Annotated in this window: 15 protein-coding genes and 1 pseudogene; 15 read left to right on the top strand and 1 reads right to left on the bottom strand. The window is 35.2% G+C overall.

The annotated features are described in order from the left end of the window. The first annotated feature begins 656 nt into the window (after positions 1 to 656). From ACP6PK_RS27305 to ACP6PK_RS27235, 15 genes and pseudogenes are all read left to right on the top strand, one after another. Complete coding sequence (locus ACP6PK_RS27305; protein WP_426564388.1) at positions 657 to 2,225, top strand: bifunctional pantoate--beta-alanine ligase/(d)CMP kinase; 1,569 nt, start codon at positions 657 to 659, stop codon at positions 2,223 to 2,225. A 351-nt stretch (positions 2,226 to 2,576) separates the two neighbouring features. Further along, the gene (locus tag ACP6PK_RS27300; RefSeq protein ID WP_426564386.1) at positions 2,577 to 3,557 is read left to right on the top strand and encodes a polysaccharide deacetylase family protein; all 981 of its coding nucleotides are present in this window, start codon (positions 2,577 to 2,579) and stop codon (positions 3,555 to 3,557) included. 851 nt (positions 3,558 to 4,408) lie between these two features. After that, positions 4,409 to 5,221 (top strand): class I SAM-dependent methyltransferase, encoded by an 813-nt coding sequence (locus ACP6PK_RS27295; protein ID WP_426564384.1) that lies wholly within the window; start codon positions 4,409 to 4,411, stop codon positions 5,219 to 5,221. Between the two features lie 624 nt (positions 5,222 to 5,845). Next, positions 5,846 to 7,093 (top strand): FtsX-like permease family protein, encoded by a 1,248-nt coding sequence (locus tag ACP6PK_RS27290; protein WP_426564382.1) that lies wholly within the window; start codon positions 5,846 to 5,848, stop codon positions 7,091 to 7,093. A 1,410-nt stretch (positions 7,094 to 8,503) separates the two neighbouring features. Then, a complete protein-coding gene (locus ACP6PK_RS27285; RefSeq protein WP_426564380.1) occupies positions 8,504 to 8,962 on the top strand; it encodes a hypothetical protein in 459 nt (152 codons plus the stop codon). Next, positions 8,955 to 9,113 (top strand): hypothetical protein, encoded by a 159-nt coding sequence (locus ACP6PK_RS27280; protein WP_426564378.1) that lies wholly within the window; start codon positions 8,955 to 8,957, stop codon positions 9,111 to 9,113. The genes ACP6PK_RS27285 and ACP6PK_RS27280 overlap by 8 nt, the downstream gene beginning before the upstream one ends. Before the next feature lie 399 nt (positions 9,114 to 9,512). Continuing rightward, on the top strand, positions 9,513 to 10,799 hold the full coding sequence (eno, locus tag ACP6PK_RS27275) for a phosphopyruvate hydratase (RefSeq protein WP_426564376.1): 1,287 nt from the start codon (positions 9,513 to 9,515) through the stop codon (positions 10,797 to 10,799). A gap of 415 nt (positions 10,800 to 11,214) precedes the next feature. Then, entirely contained in the window at positions 11,215 to 11,355 is a 141-nt protein-coding gene (locus ACP6PK_RS27270) for a hypothetical protein (protein ID WP_426564374.1), read from the top strand. A 488-nt stretch (positions 11,356 to 11,843) separates the two neighbouring features. Continuing rightward, positions 11,844 to 12,572 carry a class I SAM-dependent DNA methyltransferase gene (locus ACP6PK_RS27265; RefSeq protein WP_426564372.1) on the top strand — a complete coding sequence of 243 codons (729 nt, stop codon included), beginning with the start codon at positions 11,844 to 11,846 and terminating at the stop codon, positions 12,570 to 12,572. 135 nt (positions 12,573 to 12,707) lie between these two features. Continuing rightward, a complete protein-coding gene (locus tag ACP6PK_RS27260; RefSeq protein ID WP_426564370.1) occupies positions 12,708 to 13,613 on the top strand; it encodes an NAD(P)-dependent oxidoreductase in 906 nt (301 codons plus the stop codon). Between the two features lie 209 nt (positions 13,614 to 13,822). Further along, positions 13,823 to 14,374, top strand: a pseudogene (locus tag ACP6PK_RS27255) (2-oxoglutarate and iron-dependent oxygenase domain-containing protein); the annotation flags it as partial. Between the two features lie 303 nt (positions 14,375 to 14,677). Beyond that, positions 14,678 to 14,932, top strand: a complete 255-nt coding sequence (locus tag ACP6PK_RS27250; protein WP_426564392.1) for a hypothetical protein — start codon at positions 14,678 to 14,680, stop codon at positions 14,930 to 14,932. Then, entirely contained in the window at positions 14,863 to 15,225 is a 363-nt protein-coding gene (locus ACP6PK_RS27245; RefSeq protein WP_426564368.1) for a methyltransferase domain-containing protein, read from the top strand. Before ACP6PK_RS27250 ends, ACP6PK_RS27245 begins: the two co-directional genes overlap by 70 nt. Positions 15,226 to 15,865: 640 nt before the next feature. Continuing rightward, positions 15,866 to 16,603 carry a sulfotransferase-like domain-containing protein gene (locus ACP6PK_RS27240; protein WP_426564366.1) on the top strand — a complete coding sequence of 246 codons (738 nt, stop codon included), beginning with the start codon at positions 15,866 to 15,868 and terminating at the stop codon, positions 16,601 to 16,603. 319 nt (positions 16,604 to 16,922) lie between these two features. Beyond that, positions 16,923 to 17,705 (top strand): SDR family NAD(P)-dependent oxidoreductase, encoded by a 783-nt coding sequence (locus tag ACP6PK_RS27235; protein ID WP_426564364.1) that lies wholly within the window; start codon positions 16,923 to 16,925, stop codon positions 17,703 to 17,705. A 225-nt stretch (positions 17,706 to 17,930) separates the two neighbouring features. On the opposite strand, the gene ACP6PK_RS27230 is transcribed toward ACP6PK_RS27235, so the two are convergent. Further along, entirely contained in the window at positions 17,931 to 19,166 is a 1,236-nt protein-coding gene (locus ACP6PK_RS27230; protein ID WP_426564362.1) for an SGNH/GDSL hydrolase family protein, read from the bottom strand. Positions 19,167 to 19,488: the final 322 nt, after the last annotated feature.

Genomic DNA, 19,488 nt, shown 5'->3' with positions numbered 1-19,488 from the left:
GGGGAGGCTTCAAGGCGCGAATTATTTAATTATTAATAATTAATAATTGGGTAATTATAGTCATTTAAGTTTAGATTGAGACGATAGTTTATTTCTGTGAAAAAGTTTCAGCAGAAAAAATGTTTCATTCTTAATCGAAAATATAAAAAATTTATATGTGTTAAGGTAATATGCCTTGATTGTGAGAATAAAAAAATAGATAATGTGGAAAGGAGATAGAAAAGAGAAAAAGGCTTTTAACCTATCCGCTAATTAGCGGTCAAAAAACTTTACTGTTTCCTATTAGTCAATCCTTCTATAGCAATCCTATTTTATTTGTGTATAAAAGTCTTACTGCTTTTAGGGAACAGGGAACAGGGAACAGCAAACAGGCAAGAGTTTCAGTTTTTTTATCTACTTTTTGGTTCGTCACGACCAATTTAGGATTGCTATCTTACAGAAGAGGTAATTATTAATTATTGAATAGTGCTAATGTTTTTATATTTCCTATCACCATTTATTTATAACTATTCAACTGAACATCATACTAAATACGATGTTTCAATTAAAAAACAACAAACATAAATCAGTTTTATCCCTGGGCTAGTTTACAGAGCTAACATACTTCTGATTTATAACTTATTGAATCTGCTTACTTATTATATTTGTCAAACAAAATGCGTTTATTTACAACTATTGCAGGTTTACGCTCCTACTTAAATTTACTGCAAAATGAACCACAAAAATCTCCCTATACTATTGGTTTAGTTCCGACAATGGGAGCTTTGCACGAAGGACATTTAAGCTTAATTAAACGTGCTAGAGAAGAGAATAAAATTACGGTTGTCAGTATTTTTATTAATCCTTTACAGTTTGCTCCTACCGAAGATTTTAAACAGTACCCTCGACAGTTAGAAGCAGATAGAAAATTTTGTGAAAAAGAGGGAGTAGATGTAATTTTTGCTCCTACTACTGAAACAATGGGTATGGAAAATGAACTATCAACTAATGCTCAAAACTCTACAACTACAGTTGTTCCTCCCTCTACAATGACATCAATTATGTGTGGAGTTTCTCGACCTAAATTTTTTCAGGGAGTAGCAACAATTGTAACTAAATTATTGAACTTAGTTCAGCCAAACAATGCTTATTTTGGTCAGAAAGATGCTCAACAGTTAGCAATTATTAAGCAATTAGTCAAAGACCTGAGTTTGCCAGTTAATATTGTTTCTTGCCCAATAATTCGCGAAAATTCAGGATTAGCTATTAGTTCTCGCAATCAATATTTAACTTCTGAACAAAAGGAGCAAGCTTCCATACTTTATAGTTCTCTTTGTCATAGTAGACAAATATTTTTAGAGCATCGAGATACACCAAATATTCTCAAAAAAGTCAAAAATGCTGTGAAAGAAAAATTAGCATCTCAACCAAAAGTAAAACTAGAGTATTTGGAAATAGTTGACCCTGAAAGTTTACAACCTTTAGAAAATATTCAAAATATAGGCTTATTAGCGATCGCTGCTTATTTTGGACCTTGCCGTTTAATAGATAATATACTCTTGAGAAACCGTAAACCCATAATTGCCATTGATGGGCCTGCTGGTGCTGGGAAATCCACAGTCACCAAATTAGTAGGACAAAATCTAGGACTTTTATACTTGGACACAGGGGCAATGTATCGGGCAGTAACATGGATGGTATTACAAAGTGGTGTGCCAGTTGATGATCAAGCCCAAGTAGCAGAATTAGTCAGTCAATGCAAAATTAGCTTTAATGGGCCAGAAAATAGTCATGTCATAATCAACGATCAGGATGTCACAGTAGAAATTCGGAGTAGGGAAGTTACAAATAATGTTTCAACTATTGCAGCCCAGCCTACTGTCAGGTATTTTATGGTAAAACAACAACAACAATTTGGAACTAAAGGAGGCATAGTAGCAGAAGGACGAGATATTGGCACTCATGTATTTCCCAATGCTGAAGTCAAGATTTTTTTAACAGCTTCTGTAACAGAGCGATCGCGACGGCGACTACTAGAGTTACAGCAGAAAGGTGAAACGAACATAAGTTTAGAAGAGTTAGAAAAAGATATTATTCTTCGAGACCAAAAAGATAGTAACCGAGAAATTTCTCCCTTACGAAAAGCTTCAGATGCTATTGAAATTAGCACAGATGGTTTAAGCATATCTGAAGTTAGTCAAAAAATTGTCAATATTTACAAACAAAAAGATATACAAGATATTTGATTGACTCTATAAAACACTGAGTAAATAAGATTAATTAAATTCCAGTTAGGAGACAAAATTTATGACAAAAAAATAAAAATCTTATATATATTCATAATAATCTCAAAGGAGCTATTACTTAATAGTAATAATGTAAGTAAGTAGAAGGTGAGAAATTTTGTACATTATTTATCATACATATATAAATTACCTAATCAGTTATATCAGTGCTTGCAGGTATTTTATGGCTAAATATGCAACGTCTTTTTTGAGCTTACTCTACTTAAAATCATCCCAAAAATGAAAAAATTAACTTTTCAAAATTTATGAATAATTCCCTAAAGTTCAAATATCTCTATAAAGTAGAAAAAAATGACAAACTTAAATGTATTATCTAGACAAGGAAAATCTTTAGCAACAATCATCGGAGCTAGTGGCAGTTTTTTAATAGGAATTCTACTCCCCCTAGAAATATGGGCGAACCAAGAAGTAACCATAAAAGCAAGCACAGCAGTAAATACAAATAGAATTAATCAACCAGCAAATAACAAAGAAAACCAATTAGAAGTAATTAAAATTAGTTCTGTCCTTGCCAACAACATTAATACAACTCGACAGAAACTAAGGGAATTAGAACTAAAAACTTTTAACTTTAGTGTACCAAAAAGATTTCAAGGAAAAACTGTTAAAAATATTACTCTTAACAACGAACAAAAAGTTATTGCCTTAACTTTTGATGATGGTCCGTGGAACAAAACTACAGAACAAATATTAGATATCCTGAAAAAACATAACATTAGAGCAACTTTTTTTGTGGTTGGCCAACATTTAAACACACGTCAAGAAATAGGCAAAAAAATTGTAGAAGGAGGTCACGTTATTGCCAATCACACATGGAACCATCCTACTCCAAAGAGTAAAATGAATTCAGACCGCATCAAAAGTGAAATTGGACGTACAGCAGACCTTATATATAGAATAACGGGTAGGACTACTAACCTATTTCGCCCTCCTGGTGGTGTCCTAGAGAATGGTTTAGCGGACTATGCAAAAGAACGAAAACAGACAGTAGTCTTATGGTCTGCTGATTCTGTTGACTGGTACTATAGATCCGCTAAAGAAATTACCAAAAAAGTTTTGAATAGATCCAGCAACGGTGGAATTGTATTGCTACATGATGGTGGTGGCCCAAGAGGTCATGTTGTTGAAGCTTTACCCAATATTATTGCTGGTTTGAAAAAGCAAGGTTATGAATTTGTGACAATACCAGAACTTCTAACAATTAAAGATAGAGAACTACATCAGCAAGAGTTAGCAAAACAACAAAGTAAAAATTCATTAATTGATAATTGATAATTACCTCTGGTTAAAACCTTTACGGAATTGAAGATCAGGAAATATCCTAACACTTTTCTCTTGGTCGATTGGATATGGCGTTTAGCGTTCCGCACAACTTTCCTGACGGAATGCTCCGCAAACGTTAACGCGGAGCGACATGTAACGCGTAGCGTCCCGGATGGAACGGAAACCCGAAGAATGCAGAGCCGCTCCGCTTTTTCCTGACGGAATGCTCCGCAAACATGTCGGCGACAGCCGAAACGCCATCCCATCCTAAGGTCATGCTCCGCAAACGACCGCTTTTTCGCCTATCCAAGGGGAGGGCCGTTTCAAAAGTATCGTGAGTTAACAATTTAAGGAGAACGGGAGATGTTTAGGAGCAGAAAATAGAGAAATTAGCCATATCAGTGCCGATTTTTCAGTGGATAAGTGTCATTAAACTCTGTCTAAATATCTGGTTCAATGGCCTCAAATCAAAACTATTCGTATTTTTAACCTTTAAGAATAATTGATGAATATTGGGGATGCCCTGTGGGTAAAGCGTGGAAAATTCTCCCCTGCTCGCCAGGAGCCTTAAGGAAGAATGAAACGGCCCTGCTATCCAAGGGGAGGCTTTAAACCAGAATTATTTAATAATTAATAATTAAAAATTAATAATTAATAATTCGGTAAAAAAGAATAATTAAAAAATGTGTTGTGTAGGTTTTAGGTGATGATTCAATCCCAAGGAATTGTGGAAAGAAGTTTGAACGAACTGAGTCAATGGTTTAACAAACAACTTGTACACTAAACCTCTACCCTACTACTAACTACTAACTCTTATAATAATTAAATTATCCCAACTTGATAAATAGGACTTAATCTCTTTGCCTAAAATTGTCAATGAACTAACTGGTGTACCTCGTACCCTACTTTTACCACTCAGGGGACGAGCTGAAGCACAAGCTCATCCTTATCCTCTCTTTCAAGATCCACTATCTGTTGAGTGGTTAAAACTCGTGGGTTGGGATACAGAACTAGACCCACTTTACGGTAAAGCTGGTGAAGCTTCTACTATTGTGGCTGCTATCCGAACTTATCACCATGACCAAATAGCATCTTCTCATATTGCTAACCATTCCCATCCTGTTGTTGTGGAATTAGGAGCTGGATTATCTAGTCGTTTTCATCGAGTAGGACAAAATACTTATCGTTGGTTAGAGCTGGACTTACCTGTAGTAACGAAATTACGCTCTAAGTTAGATACAGAGACACAGCAACACCAATTTATTAGTGCATCAGTCATGGATTTTGACTGGATGGATGCTTTGCCCAAAGTATCACCAGAAAATATCTTATTTATTGCAGAAGGCTTACTAATGTACTTGGATATAAATGAAGTCCAACAGCTCATATCTGTAATGCGCTCTCGTTTCCCAGGAGCTACATTAGATATGGAAGTTATAGGAAATTCTGCTAAACAACTATATACAATATTCGATCAAATTGGAGCGCCCCTCAAGTGGTTCATTAATGATGAAGAAGACTTAACAGCTATGGGATTACAAGTAGTTAATTCTTGGTCTATGTATCAGTTATACCAAGAACGTTGGCCTTGGTACTGGAAATCCCTTCTGAAGTTTTTAACCCAATTTCCCTACTTTCGTAATAGTTATCTGATTGTAGAAACTAAGCTTTAGAATTTAAAATTTAGAATTTAGAATTTAGAATTTAGAATTATTAAATTTTGTATTTCAATTATCAATTCAGAATGCTCATTTCTGAATTTCTATATAACTTTCAACTCAAACAATATGGCTTCTATAGCTCGCCAAAATTTATGATGAAGATATTCCTCATTTTAATTCTAAATTCATAAATTCTAAATTCATATAGCAATCCTAAATAGGTCGTGACAAATCAAAAAATAGATAAAAGAGTTGAAACTCCCACCAGTTAAGTTTTGGCAGTTAAGTTTTCCCTAAAAAGCACTAAGATTTTTGCCACGAATATGCGGAGGATTGCTATAACATGGCTTCTATAGCTCGCCAAAATTTATGGTGAAGATATTCCTCATTTTAATTCTAAATTCATAAATTCTAAATTCATAACATAGTTTCTATAGCTTTTCAATAATTGATAATTCATAATGGATAATTGATAATTACCTCTCCCTAAAAACGGATAGGATTGAATAAAAGGAAAATTTTTTCTTGTTTCTCCTTTAAAAGAGAGGCTTTAAACCTTAATTATTCGGTAAAAATTTATTAGAAGATATTCATTTTAATTCTAAATTTATAAATTCTAAATCCTAAATTCATAACATGGCTTCTATAGCTCGTAAAAATTTATTAGAAGATATTCCTCGGTTTATAGTAGCCCAAGCTGGAATATTATTTGCAGTTAGCTTAGTAACAATCCAAACAGGTATATTAAACGGTTTTGCTCGTTCCACAACCTTATTAATAGATAAATCCAATGCAGATATTTGGATTGCCTCTGATGAAATGGTTAACTTTGAGCTGACAGACCCCCTACTTTATGGCCAATTGAGCCAGGCAAAAACAATAGATGGTGTCCAGCAAGCAGAAGCTTTAATTTTAGGAGGGGTCAGATGGCGACCTCAAAATGGAGAAATGAGTCCATTAATGGTAATTGGATTTAACCCAGATGGACAATTATTTAATCCGGGAAATGTCATTGAGGGAAATGTCAAAGACCTGAAAGAACCTTTTGCAGTAATGGCCGACCAAAGCAGGTTATCCAGTATGCTCTCAGAAGGAATAGGAACAACAGCGATCGCCGGTTCCTTACCAGCAAAATTAGTTGCAGTGACAAAAGGTACTCAATCAATTGTATCAAGTACCCTATTATTTACATCCCTGGAAAATGCCAATACCTACATAAGTGCAGGTATTAACGCTGAAGTTAACTGCAAAGTAGTAGGAGCAGGTAATCTCCAATGTACAAAAGTAGTGGACAAAAAAGACCCCACTCAAAAGTTAGAGGAAATACCCACACCCAAAAAGTTAGAAATAGCAGACCCGATCGCTTATATATTAATTAAAGCTAAACCAGGTGAAGATTTACAAGCATTAAAACAAAGAATAGAAGAGGAAATAAAGGGTACTAATGCTTATACTAAAGAGGAATTATCTGAGAAAACTAGATTTTTTTGGTTAGCAAGGACAAATATTGGTTTAGTTTTGGGAATGGGAGCAGTAGTAGGTGTAATTGTGGGCATAGTTGTGGTAGCTCAGATTTTATATTCTTCTGTATCTGACCATATAAAAGAGTTTGGCACCCTTAAAGCAATGGGCGCATCAGATAAAGAATTATACGCAGTAATTGTCGAGCAGGCAATCTGGATGGCAGTTTTGGGTTATATTCCTGGAATGCTGGTTTGTTTAGGATTGAGTGGTTGGGTGGCCAGTAAGGGAATTATTATTTTGATTACACCTTGGTCTGCACTAGGAGTATTGGGTGTAACCGTTATAATGTGTGTCGGTTCAGCTTTCTTCGCAATTCAAAAAGTAACTCGCATCGATCCAGCGATCGTATTTAAAGCTTAGGGATCTTTTGATTTGTCCCCAAATAATAGAGGGTTTCCCGTTGTTATGAGGTACAAAATTTTAGGTTTGAGGGAACAGGGAACAGGGAACAGGGAATAGGGAATAGGGAATAGGGAATAGAAAAGAATAAAAACAACTGTACCTCATAGCTTCGGAAACTGCTGTATTTATCGCCCCTACGACTCCTGACCCTTCCCTCTACTAAAAGACTTATTCAGCAAACCTTAAATAATTATTAAATCTCTGGTCTAACTTGATATTTATCACAAAGGTTACAAGTATTTTTGTAGATATTTAGATGTAAATTTAATCAAGAAAATAAATAAATAAATATAACTAGAAATACATAGTACCTTTGCGTAATATCATGTCCGGATAAGAGCGTGATCAAAAAAACTTTCTTCTTTTTATACTTTCTTTCTCCTCTCTTCGCTCCTGACTCCTGTAGGGGCGATTTCCGTGCCGGAATGCTCCTAATTACGCGTTTACTAAGTATTCCGTAGAATCGCCCCTACGACTCCTGACTCCTCCCTCATTTATTTATAACTATTCAACCGGACATGATATAAGTCATAATTTATAGATATATATAGATATATATGTGATACCAGTTTGATAAATCTTTACTACAAATATTTAGGTTACTGCTTAGGAGACAGGAGTCTCTCTGTAAGCATTCAGCCGTCAGCATTCAGCCGTCAGCTATCAGCTATTAGCTTATTAGCTATTGCTTTTGGTAGACGATAAAAGCTTTATTGATTGAACCAGAATTAAATCTTCAGGACTTACGCAAAGGTACTATGTATAGAGTTAAAAAACTATTGCGTAATAGTTTTAAACGCTATATATAGCGTTTCTGCGTAAGTCCTAATCTTATTACAAAAGTCTGCTCCCTTGAGCTTAAAGTATATATTCATTAAACTCCATCCTTAAGGGCGGGATATTATTGCTGTTTGCTCCGCATTCCGCAGGAAATGCTTATTAAGGATGAATAGTTTTGATACCATTTTTCATGTATTAGTTGATCTTTGTCGTCAAATAGATATTTCCTAGAAAGTATTTTAATAGTGCTTATTATTTGTAACATTATTTTTTTACGCTTGGTATTACAAAAATAATGAATTTTGGGAACATCTAGGTTATAAAATATAAGTATAATCATCAAAAATAACCGTGATAATACTTACTTCTAAGACCAATCTAAACCCTAAATTTATACTGTATAATTACAGATACATTCTTTTTAGAGAATAAAATTATGTAGTAGTCAGGGATAGGTACTTTGCCCGAAATCCGCACTACATTGTTGACAAAATATAGTGAAACTATTCAACCATAAGTTTAAAAATATTAACTTTTGAACGATTGCTAATACCTGATAATAAAAATATATAATAAAAAATCATTAAAATGAAGAAAAGTAAAGTTGAACATAATAATCCATACGATCGCTCTCTACAAACCTTAGCTAGAGCGATAACTCTATCTGAGGGTGATTTTTCCCTAATTTTAGTCCGTTGTAATTCTCCAGAATTAAGAGAAGAAATCCTCCAAAAATTCAAAGCAGAATACCCTGTAGAATACCAAGAATTAGCATTAGAAAATTTTACAGATACACTTTACTCCAGTATTAATCAAAATCTAAATAATCGTTTCCCCAAAGCTTTAATGGTTAAGAGTTTAGAGTCAGTTAATACCTTAGATAAAGTGCTAACTACAGCTAACTTAGTTAGAAATAACTTTCTAAACTTTCACTTTCCCTTAGTCTTGTGGGTGACAGATGAAATTCATAAAAAATTAATTCGTTTAGCTCCTGATTTACAAAGTTGGGCATCATCAGGAATTAGCTTTGAGCCTAAATATGCTTAAACCGAAAATTAATCACAAAAAAAATGACTCTGAAGCATGGCCGAAAACCTTAGAGTCTAAACGTTATGAAAGAGCTAGATTAAGGATAGCTAAATTTGATGCCAAATTATTAAAGATATTAGGACAGATTTTAATAATTTGTAAAATTTAAACAATAACTTAATTATAAAAAAAATATAAAATTTTTAAGATTTACTTCTTGTCAGTGGTATAAGCATCCCAGAAAAATAACTAATAAAATTATTAAACATTTTTGATCTCTAGCTAAAAAGCAAAATTAACCCTTATTCTGTCAGTGGAATAGCTAAAGATTGCTAATTATGGTCCAATAATACAACTCCCTTGAACGAAGTCAGAAGTCAGAAGTTGTTTTTGTAACAGGAATTTAGAGCAACCCTGCAAAAACATTTCGCCTTAAAAGGGACGATTTCAGAGCCAATCCTGTTTGATAACTCCAGAAACGATAAAAATTCTGGACTTCTAGTCAACCATAAATAGCACTTAAATTTAGCCAATGCCACTAAACTTGACAATATAAGGAATTAAAAGTATGGACACAGCTATTGAATCAATCCACGCTAGAGAAATTCTTGATTCTCGTGGTCGTCCAACGGTGGAAGCAGAAGTCCACCTAGTAAATGGGATGATGGGATTAGCCCAAGTACCCAGTGGCGCATCAACAGGCAGCTTTGAAGCCCACGAACTCAGGGATGGAGACAAAGGACGTTATGGAGGCAAAGGGGTACTCACAGCAGTCAAAAATGTAGAAGAACAAATTACCCCCACCCTAGTCAAAATCAATGCTCTCAACCAAACCTTAGTTGACAGCAAAATGATCGAAATAGACGGCTCCCCCAACAAAAGCAACCTAGGAGCAAACGCTATCCTAGCTGTCTCCCTAGCAACAGCTAAAGCAGCAGCTAACTCTGTTGGTATGCCATTATATCGCTATTTAGGTGGACCCCAAGCTAGTCTACTACCAGTACCCCTAATGAACGTCATTAACGGCGGTGCTCACGCTGCCAATAACGTAGATATTCAAGAATTTATGATCGTACCTATAGGTGCTGCTTCATTTAAAGAAGCATTGCGTTGGGGAGCAGAAGTATTCGCCACTCTCAGTGGAGTTTTAAAAGAGAAAGATTTATTAGGTGGGGTAGGAGACGAAGGCGGTTACGCTCCCAACTTAGGGTCAAACCAAGAAGCATTAGATATATTAATTGCAGCTATTGAAAAAGCTGGTTACAAACCTGGAGAACAAATTGCCTTAGCGTTAGACGTAGCTGCCAGCGAATTTTACAAAGATGGTAATTATACTTATGACGGATCAACTCATTCTCCTAGTGAGTTGATTGATTATTTAGCTAGTTTAGTCGAGCAATATCCTATTGTGTCCATAGAAGATGGTTTACATGAAGAAGATTGGGAAAGTTGGGTGCAGCTAACTCAAAAGTTAGGTAGCAAAATCCAATTAGTAGGAGATGACTTATTTGTTACCAATGCTTCTCGCCTCCAAAAAGGTATTGATATGGGTGGCGGTAACTCAATTTTAATTAAACTCAACCAAATAGGTTCCTTGACAGAAACTCTAGAAACCATTGACTTAGCTACTCGTAATGGTTATCGCTCAGTTATCAGTCACCGCTCGGGAGAAACAGAAGACACAACTATTGCCGATTTAGCTGTAGGAACTCGCGCAGGTCAGATTAAAACTGGTTCTCTCTGTCGTAGCGAACGGGTGGCCAAATATAATCGACTGTTACGCATTGAAGATGAATTGGGCGATCGCGCCGTCTATGCAGGTGCAATAGGTTTAGGGCCAAAAGGTAGAAGTTAGCATAAAACTAGCAAAAACCGACCTATAATACCAAAAATGTTAGGGATAGAAACTCAATTGGCGTAATCCTAGAGTTTCTTCCCATTTCTCAGGGATTAAGTTAAAAGTTAAGTGTTGACTGTAGTCATCTTCTCAACTAATCTTGAATATATAGAACCCATTTGGTATCTTTTTCAAGCTAAATTAGCTTCTGAAGTAGCTAGTATATCGAGCAATTTCGGGCGCTTGTAATGGCCGAGTAGGAACTATTAATGATTAAACTAAGATGTACAACTGATGATTAGGTAAGGAGGTATCAAATGGATTAGCAGTTTGTATCAGTGAGTACGAGCAAACTCAAAAACGCCCTAGTGCAATAACTTTTTATAAGCCCTTGGTAGCTGAAGTAAAATCTCAAAACCCATGGTATTGTTAGGTGTCTAAATGCCCTCTTCAAGAAGCTTTAACAGATTTAGAGAAGGCATTTAAAAACTTTTTAACTATTTGTGGCTTTGATGAATTCAAGCGTCAGCTTAAATATACAGCATATTTAGGAGAAATGATGTACAAGGCGTGAACATTAAAACTCTTGTGATGCCGGAGTTAGTTGCTAAATCTGTACCTTATAACAGTAGGAAGTCCTTTAAACAATTATTAATTATTAATAATTAATAATTAATAATTAATTATTATAACGGATAGGATTGGCGCTCAAGGAATTTTTTTTCTTTCTTCTCCATGAATCGAGAGGCTTTATACCTTAATTAATTTTTCGGTAAATGTGAGTGGTATAGCAGCCTTTTAATTAATGCTCCAAGATTTGACCCCAGTTCTCAAATATGCTTCTAATGCACTCATATAATGAATGTTACTTAAACATTTTCTAAGAGAAAAAATAGCTGTTTGCATAGAATAATGTTCGAGTATTATGCTGCAAGGATTTCAGGATATTCGTGCAACAAAGCTCCTTTTTGACGTCAAAGCTTCTAGCCTGTGTTGTGTATAATTTAAGCTTATTGTCGGACACTGTTTTATCTAAGTCATGTTAATGAAACTGAAAAACTAATGAAAATCAAAGAACAAATCAATCAATATACTGGCATTACGAAATATTACGATCTTTTGATGACCGCAGGTTATTATGATTACGATTCTCAAACAGATGCTCTGGCGGATATTCTTAAATCAAGTGACTCTGTTTTGGAATTAGGAGTTGGCACAGGATTAGTTGCAGAAAAATTAATCAAAAAATTACCTGAAATTGATTTTTTGGGAATTGATTTCACTGAAAGTATGTTGGTGAAAGCACGAGAGCGCCTTGGTGAAAACGTGGCTTTGCACCATAAAAATGTATTAACTATGGATTTGGAAAGGAAGTTTGATGCAGCTTTTTCTAATGGAGGAATTTGGTATTTTATCGACGACAGCCAAACAGAATATACCTTTTGTAGCCATTTGCCAAAAGTAGAAAATATTATTAAAAGTTTCCAGAATGTGGCAAATCATTTAAACGATGCAGGATACTTAATTTTTAGTGTTCAAGGTGTTCACAAAGATTATGAAGAAACTCTATCTAATGGGATAACTTACAGTCAACAAATCTTACCAATTCCCCATGATAAATTTGAGAAACATTATATATTTTCTCAGGATCAAGTTATCTTAGCAAAGCAAACTTGCACTTATCAACTTCTACCAGAAACCTTTGCTAAACTCTTATTGGATGAATGTGGTTTTAAATTTCAAAATATAACTCCCTGCAAGCAATATCATGTCTATCAGAAAATTAAGTAATCCCGTCTTGCTCAAACCTAAAAGTCAAAATTAATGCAGAAAGACCCTACCAGTGATGGAGCGGGAATCCCGTCCTGTCTAGTAGAGCAGCGTCGGGATGATGTCATGGAGAGGGACAAATTAAGGAAATAAAGTATGAATAAGATAGGTTTTATCGGTGTTGGCAACATGGGAAATCCCATGGCGCGAAACTTACTTGAAGCAGGTTTTCCTGTGGTTGTCCATGATTTACGCCTAGAAGCAGCAAAAAATCTGCTTGAAAAAGGAGCAAAGTGGGCAGAATCTCCGGAAATAGTTGCCAGTCAAACAGATACCATTATTACCATGTTACCCAATCCTGCAGCAGTGGAAAGTGTTGTGCTAGGAGAAAAAGGTATTTTGAAAAGTTTTAGTCCCGGTTCCATCTGGATTGATTGCACAACGAATTCTCCAACCTTATGCCAAGAAATAGCTCAAAAAGTTATTTCCGCAGGAATTAAAGTGCTAGAAGCACCTGTAACTAATGCAGTGGATGGGGCAGAAAGGGGAGAATTAATCTTTTTTGCTGGTGGTGAGTTAGAGGTATTTGAACAAGCAAAACCTATCCTTGAACCTATGGCAGAAAAAATATTTTATGCAGGAGATTTAGGGACAGGAAATATAACTAAGCTAATTACTAATATGCTATGGTTTATAAATGCTTGTGCAATTGGAGAAGGACTTGTTCTTGGAGCAAAAGCTGGCATTCCCCTGACTAATTTAGCAGAAATGATTAAATCTAGTGCCGGTAGTAGTTGGGTGGCACATCATGATATTTCTTCTATTTTTGCAGGACATTATGATCCGTCTTTTACTATCAAATTGTGCGTTAAAGATTTACGGCTTATTGATGAGCTCGCTCAAAAATCAAATGTACCTTTAATGATGGGAAATCAAGCAAGGAATATTTTCCATGCTGCCCAGGCAAAATATGGTCAAGACCAGGGAGAAATGTCCGTAGTGAGACTCCTAGAAGATATGGTAGGAATATCTTTGCAAACTGACCAAAATGATGGTAATTAAGTGAGAGTAAAGTGTGAAGAAAAATAAATATCATAGTAAACAAAGCTTCTGGCAAAATGTTGTTGAAAACAATATAAGCTAGGAAAAAGCGGTGGCAACAAAAAACCAAAAAAGTAGTTTTCAACTGGGAAATTAAACTATATTTAGGTATTGATGCTGTGAGAAGTCTGCCAATTATCTCCTGATCAGAATTAGAAAAAGCTAGTCAACAAGAAATTAAAAAATTGTACGATGTTTGTTACGAACATGGTTTTTTATATCTAAAAGAACATGGTGTTTCCTCAGAAATAATTAATCAAACTATTGAGGCATCCCGGAAGTTTTTTGAACTACCTGAAGATGTCAAACAAAACTATGGTCATAACATCCAAAAAGTTTATCCCAAAACCTCAAGGGGTTACGTTCCTTTGTTTGGTGAAGCTCTAAATCAAGACGCAGGACAAGACCCCAAAGAACTTTTTGATTTAGGTATAGATAAAAAACAACCGGACGATCCATTGAAGACTCCCTTTACGGGTGAAAATATCATGCCAAATGATAGTGTGGCTCCAGGTTTTAGTAGCTCTCATTCTCAGCTAAAAAATGAAATTCTGACAAAGGTAGTTCCTAAATTATTAAAGGGATTAGCCTTAGCTTTAGGATTAGAAGCAAATTGGTTTGATAAATATTTTATAGATCCAACATTAATCCACCGGACGGTTTATTATCCGCCTGGTTTTGGCAAAGCGGGAAAACATACCGACAAAGGAAATCAAAGATGAGATTTTTTATTTTTACAAGCTTTATCAAAAAGGTGTGAGAAATCAGGCTATCTCTCTGTTTGAAAAGGAAATTTTGACACCATTACAAAATAGTGGTAAGTCTGTAGAAAATTATTTTCAGGAAATTCAGAATTAATTCGGTCAAGTTTATGAAGATCATCATACTATGCCAGAATGGTTATGGCAAAAAATTAATCCAGTTCTAGGAAAGATAGTCAGAGAATAGAATGGCAATAAAATATAATATTCTTATTTATAAATGGTATAATAAGCTGAAATTTATAGGTTTAATATTTTTGTTATATGTATGAAAACAAAGAATATCCAGGAAAAAATTATAACGATTTAGCAGACTGGGTTTTTGGTGCTGAAATAGCTAATAGGTTTACTGATGAAGCAGAAAAGCATATACCTGACTACTGGAAAGTAATAGAGCTAACAATTAATATACTTAAAGACAAGAACCTAAAGATGGGTATATCATTGATGTGGGATGTGCTAGCGGTAATACATTATTGTATTTATCCAAACAAGGTTTCAAAAATTTGTTTGGGATAGATTATTCTCAAGAAATGTTAAAAGTAGCTAGTAAAAATTTGAGTAAAGTTGACAAAGATTTTCCTTCCAGGCTCTTTCACTCAAAAAAATTTGTTCAAAATATGAGTTGTAATGCTATTATTTGTAATTGGACTCTTCATTTTATCCAAGAAAGACAAGAATACTTAAAAGCTATTTTTGATTCTCTAATTAGTCAGGGATTACTTATTTTGACAGAAAAAACATTACAAAGTAAAATCACAGAAAATAAATATATACTTTTTAAACAAAATAAAGGATTAAGTAATGAATAAATTGAACGCAAGAAACAACAATTAGAAGGTGTATTAAATCCCTTTTCTGTAATACAAAATCTAGAGTTATTAACAACAACTGGTTTTTCTCAAATAGAGATAATAAATGCTAGACTAGGATTGATAACTTTTTTGTGCATAAAATCCTAAGTATACAACTGCTTGATTAGGCCGTAATCACAGACTTTCTAAAGATTATGAATAACATCCTGACAAAGCGCGAAGCTTTCGTTTATATTTCCATGATTCGTTTAATGTTAAAACAGTTAGCGTTGGCTCCGTCTAGGGACAGCTTAATATTCATAATTCTTTACAAACAGCTTCTTAGGTGAAGCGATGGCTGTGTATAAATAGTTTTTTAATGATGAGATAGATATTGATTTACTTAACAAATAGTTTGAAAGTTAGCAAATATTTTTTATTTTGTAAAGAAAAGATTTGAGATGAAAAACAAAGCTACAGTTGCTTATATTGGAACAGGTGATATGGGACGACCCATGATTTTTAAACTCTTAAAATTAGGGCTAGTAACTGTTGCCCATAAAAAGGCTAAACTTAAGATATCTCAGTTACAAGGGATTTCATAAATGACAAAATTGAGAGATTTTAAACTAAAGTAAACTAAGCAGGATATTAAAAAATGAAAAAAATATTAGCTTTATGGGCAGTACCACGCTCAACATCCACTGCATTTGAGCGTATGATGCGGGAAAGAGGAGATTTTTGCGTACATGACGAACCTTTTGGAAAATCTTTTTACTACTCCGAAGAGCGTTGTGATACAACTCGTTATCCAGATATAGAACCAGATGCCCAATACAATTTTAGTTGTATTTTGGAAAAATTAAAGCAAGAAAATGAAAAGCAACCAGTCTTTATTAAAGACATGGGTTATCAAGTTGAACCTGTAGCTAATCAAGAGTTTTTGTCTAATTTTAATAATAGTTTTCTGATTAGAAATCCAGAAAAAATGTTGCCATCTCTCTTTAAAAATTGGTCTGATTTTACCTTAGAAGAAACTGGATATGCTCAACTTGATAAGCTGTTTGAAATGGCTAAAGAAATTACTGGAAAAATACCAGTAGTAATTGATTCAGATGATTTAGTTAAAAAACCTCAAGCAACTGTTAAAGCCTATTGTAATGCTATAGGTATACCATTTATTGAAGAAGCTCTAGAATGGAAAGCTGAACCTCAACCGGCAATCAATCAATGGGAAGGCGGATGGCATAATCATGTATTATCTAGTCAAGGATTTAAAGAAAGAGAAAAAAAGGATTATGTCAAGATTGAAGATAACGAACATTTAAAGAAAGCCTATGAATTTTGTTTACCTTACTACCAAAAACTTTACGAAGCTCGACTGCGAATTGAATAACAATTTTTCGCTCTATACACTAACCAATTGATTTTCCTTCTGTATTATTACAGCAGTTTTCGAGTTAATGAGGTACAAAGTTTTAAGACTTTAAGGAATAGGTAATAGAAGATTAGGGCGTTGCTGAATATATGTAGATTTAAAGAGCTATAAAGGAGCTGTTTCCCCTCTTTAAGGCACAGAAAAATCTCTGATTTACACTTAAATATAGGAATTTCATACCTAAAATCAGCAACGCTAAGATTAGTCTTAAAGTGTACCTAATTATCGTCAAAAGTTCTGTAAAATTAGCTTCTTAAGCTTATAATTGGTGAGGAATATGAGTCAAGCAAAATTTCTTCAAAATCGCATAGCAATAGTAACAGGTGGTACATCTGGTATCGGTAAAGCTATTGCTATTGCTTTAGCTCAAAGTGGTGCTAATGTAGCAGTAGGTTCTCGTTCTGCTAGCACGAGTTCATGCCATAGTGAAATTGAGTCACAAGGTGTCAAAGCTCTAGTGATGAATCTGGATGTATCCTCAACTGAATCAGTTGAGGCTTTTTATGATGCTACAATAAAGACATTTGACAAAGTTGATATTCTTGTCAATGCTGCTGGAATTGCTTATGAGCATCAAATGTGCAATCATCCTGATGAAGAGTGGTATAAGGTCATTGATATTAATCTCAATGGTATCTATCGCACTACTAAGCTATGTTTTCCAGGAATGATAGAACGGAAATGGGGTCGTATTATTAATATTGCCTCGACATCTGCTTCAGTAGGTGCTCCGCTTCACGCTGCCTACTGCACTTCAAAAGCAGCAATTCTTGGACTGACTCGCTGTGTCGCTTTGGAAGGCGCACCTTATGGGGTATCTTGTAACTCAATTAGTCCAGGGTGGGTAGAAACTAAGTTAGCTGAAGGGATGATCGGACGACTTGCTCAAGTTGAAGGTCGAACTGCTGCTGAATACTTAGAGGAAATCAAGCAGAGTTATCCTCAGAAGAGAATCATACAACCACAAGAAATTGGGACACTGGCTGCTTTCCTATGTCGTGATGAGGCATTGGGTATTACAATGGAAGATATAACTATAGCAGCAGGTTCCCTGTGGTAAAAAAAATTGGATTGATAGCAACGTTAAAGTATTTATCAGTTGGAAAATAGGTGATAGGTGAGCAGAGAGGAAATTTTTAATGAAAAAAATCTGGGGTTGCACATTAAAGAATGATAATAGATTTTCAACTGTATATATACTGAGAAAAGAGTTATCCAAAAATCTCAAATGTTCGGATTTCATCATTCTTGATTGTGCAACACCATTCCCTCTAATATTTTTCAGTTAAAAACTAGCAGAAGTTTCCACAATACTCAGCAATTCGTTAATTTCTGTAATTGATTTTATCGCTTCATCTGCTACAAAATTATGAGCATTATTAGTAGGATGTATTGAATCAAAGAATAGAAAATCATCAGGGTTATTCGGACCAGAAGCTAAGAAATTATCTGTGACATTTGTAAAGCCAAAATCACCAGGATTAGCAATTATATTATCAAATAAAGTTCCAACATCAACATTAATAATATTAATATTTGGGTCTTGTTCCAATATTGGGGAAACTGCTGCTAAGGCACTATTATGACCTTCAGTTAATAAAGTTAATCCCTGTTGTTGTTCAGGAGGAAGACTTTGTGCGAGTGGAATTGCTCCCAAGTCTGGTATATTTGGTAAAACAAAATTTCTGGCTCCGATGCTGGCAAGTTTATTTACTGCCACTGATAAATTACCAATAGTTGACTGCACATCCAAATTTTCACCACCTAAATAATCATTAGATCCTGCCCACACTACATATAAAGCGTTTGGATCGGTGGCGGGAGTTTCTGCAATAAATTCATCAATTTGTGTTTGTAAACCTATCAAAACAGGAGGTGTACCCTCTGGTAATAAGCTGGTAGCAATATCAGTTCCTGTAGTTGCACCTGCAAAAGCAAAATTGAAGTTAGGGTTAAATGTTAATTCTAACTGAGGCGCGAGGCTTTCTACCCATACAGGGCCGTTGCTGAAACGCCCCTGAAAATAGGGAGGACTTGGTGGCAATAGACCGCCAGTAAGTGCAAAAGCATTCCCTGTATCAGACAGACTATCACCAAATACATAAATATTGCTAAATAATAGACGTGGCAAACGACCTTCAAATTGACCAAAATTGAGAAAGTGTTCTGTGGTGGTAAGTGGTGTCGTTGCTACTGCTTCGGCGACACCTGGATAACGATCTAGGTAAAAACTGGTGTTGAGTAAAGCACTGGGATCTCGTGGTTCAAACTGACCAAAGTTGATAAAGTGTTCTGTTGGGGTGAGAATATTTTGTTCGACAACAGTTGCAACACCGGGGTTAGCAGCGAGATAAAAGTTGGTATTGAAAATCGCACTTGGGTCTCGTTGTTCAAATTGACCAAATCTAATAAAGTGGAAAAGACCATCGCTAATAGTACCATTGGCAACTGCTTCAGCTACTCCTGGGTAGGTTTCTAAATAGAATTGTTCGTCAAATACTTCGTTTATTGTTAATGCCATAGTTTATCAAGTCAAAATTCAAAATTCGTAGGGGCGAATGGCCATTCGCCCCTACAAAAGTCAAAAGTTAGATTTTTTCTAGTTTAGGTTATTGACACTCCACGGACTAAAGTCGCGTGGATTCTTCAGAGGAGCTGTAAATCGGGTTAAAACCACGATTTTCACATTGCACGGTTCCCGAAAAATCGAAACAGCCACATTGCCAGTACCGTACCGTAGTACGCATACAGCAGCAGTAGGGGCGAACGGCCGTTCGCCCCTACAAGGCGGTGCCAATTGCCACTACTCTCTCCGGCCAAAAGACCATTGAGCCTACTTTTTT

Origin of the sequence: Dapis hubbardiae BLCC-M172 (assembly GCF_050016015.1) — a bacterium.
GTDB lineage: Bacteria > Cyanobacteriota > Cyanobacteriia > Cyanobacteriales > Microcoleaceae > Trichodesmium.
The sequence above is the reverse complement of the archived record's forward strand: the minus strand, read 5'-3'. Positions and strand labels throughout refer to the sequence as shown.

What these genes read in the sequence shown, in the direction of transcription:
- ACP6PK_RS27260 (WP_426564370.1), top strand. Translation starts at nt 12,708, where the DNA reads ATGAATAAGATAGGTTTTATCGGTGTTGGCAACATGGGAAATCCCATG.
- ACP6PK_RS27300 (WP_426564386.1), top strand. Translation starts at nt 2,577, where the DNA reads ATGACAAACTTAAATGTATTATCTAGACAAGGAAAATCTTTAGCAACA.
- ACP6PK_RS27230 (WP_426564362.1), bottom strand. Translation starts at nt 19,166, where the DNA reads ATGGCATTAACAATAAACGAAGTATTTGACGAACAATTCTATTTAGAA.
- eno (WP_426564376.1), top strand. Translation starts at nt 9,513, where the DNA reads ATGGACACAGCTATTGAATCAATCCACGCTAGAGAAATTCTTGATTCT.
- ACP6PK_RS27265 (WP_426564372.1), top strand. Translation starts at nt 11,844, where the DNA reads ATGAAAATCAAAGAACAAATCAATCAATATACTGGCATTACGAAATAT.
- ACP6PK_RS27240 (WP_426564366.1), top strand. Translation starts at nt 15,866, where the DNA reads ATGAAAAAAATATTAGCTTTATGGGCAGTACCACGCTCAACATCCACT.
- ACP6PK_RS27290 (WP_426564382.1), top strand. Translation starts at nt 5,846, where the DNA reads ATGGCTTCTATAGCTCGTAAAAATTTATTAGAAGATATTCCTCGGTTT.
- ACP6PK_RS27250 (WP_426564392.1), top strand. Translation starts at nt 14,678, where the DNA reads ATGTATGAAAACAAAGAATATCCAGGAAAAAATTATAACGATTTAGCA.
- ACP6PK_RS27285 (WP_426564380.1), top strand. Translation starts at nt 8,504, where the DNA reads ATGAAGAAAAGTAAAGTTGAACATAATAATCCATACGATCGCTCTCTA.
- ACP6PK_RS27305 (WP_426564388.1), top strand. Translation starts at nt 657, where the DNA reads ATGCGTTTATTTACAACTATTGCAGGTTTACGCTCCTACTTAAATTTA.
- ACP6PK_RS27235 (WP_426564364.1), top strand. Translation starts at nt 16,923, where the DNA reads ATGAGTCAAGCAAAATTTCTTCAAAATCGCATAGCAATAGTAACAGGT.
- ACP6PK_RS27280 (WP_426564378.1), top strand. Translation starts at nt 8,955, where the DNA reads ATGCTTAAACCGAAAATTAATCACAAAAAAAATGACTCTGAAGCATGG.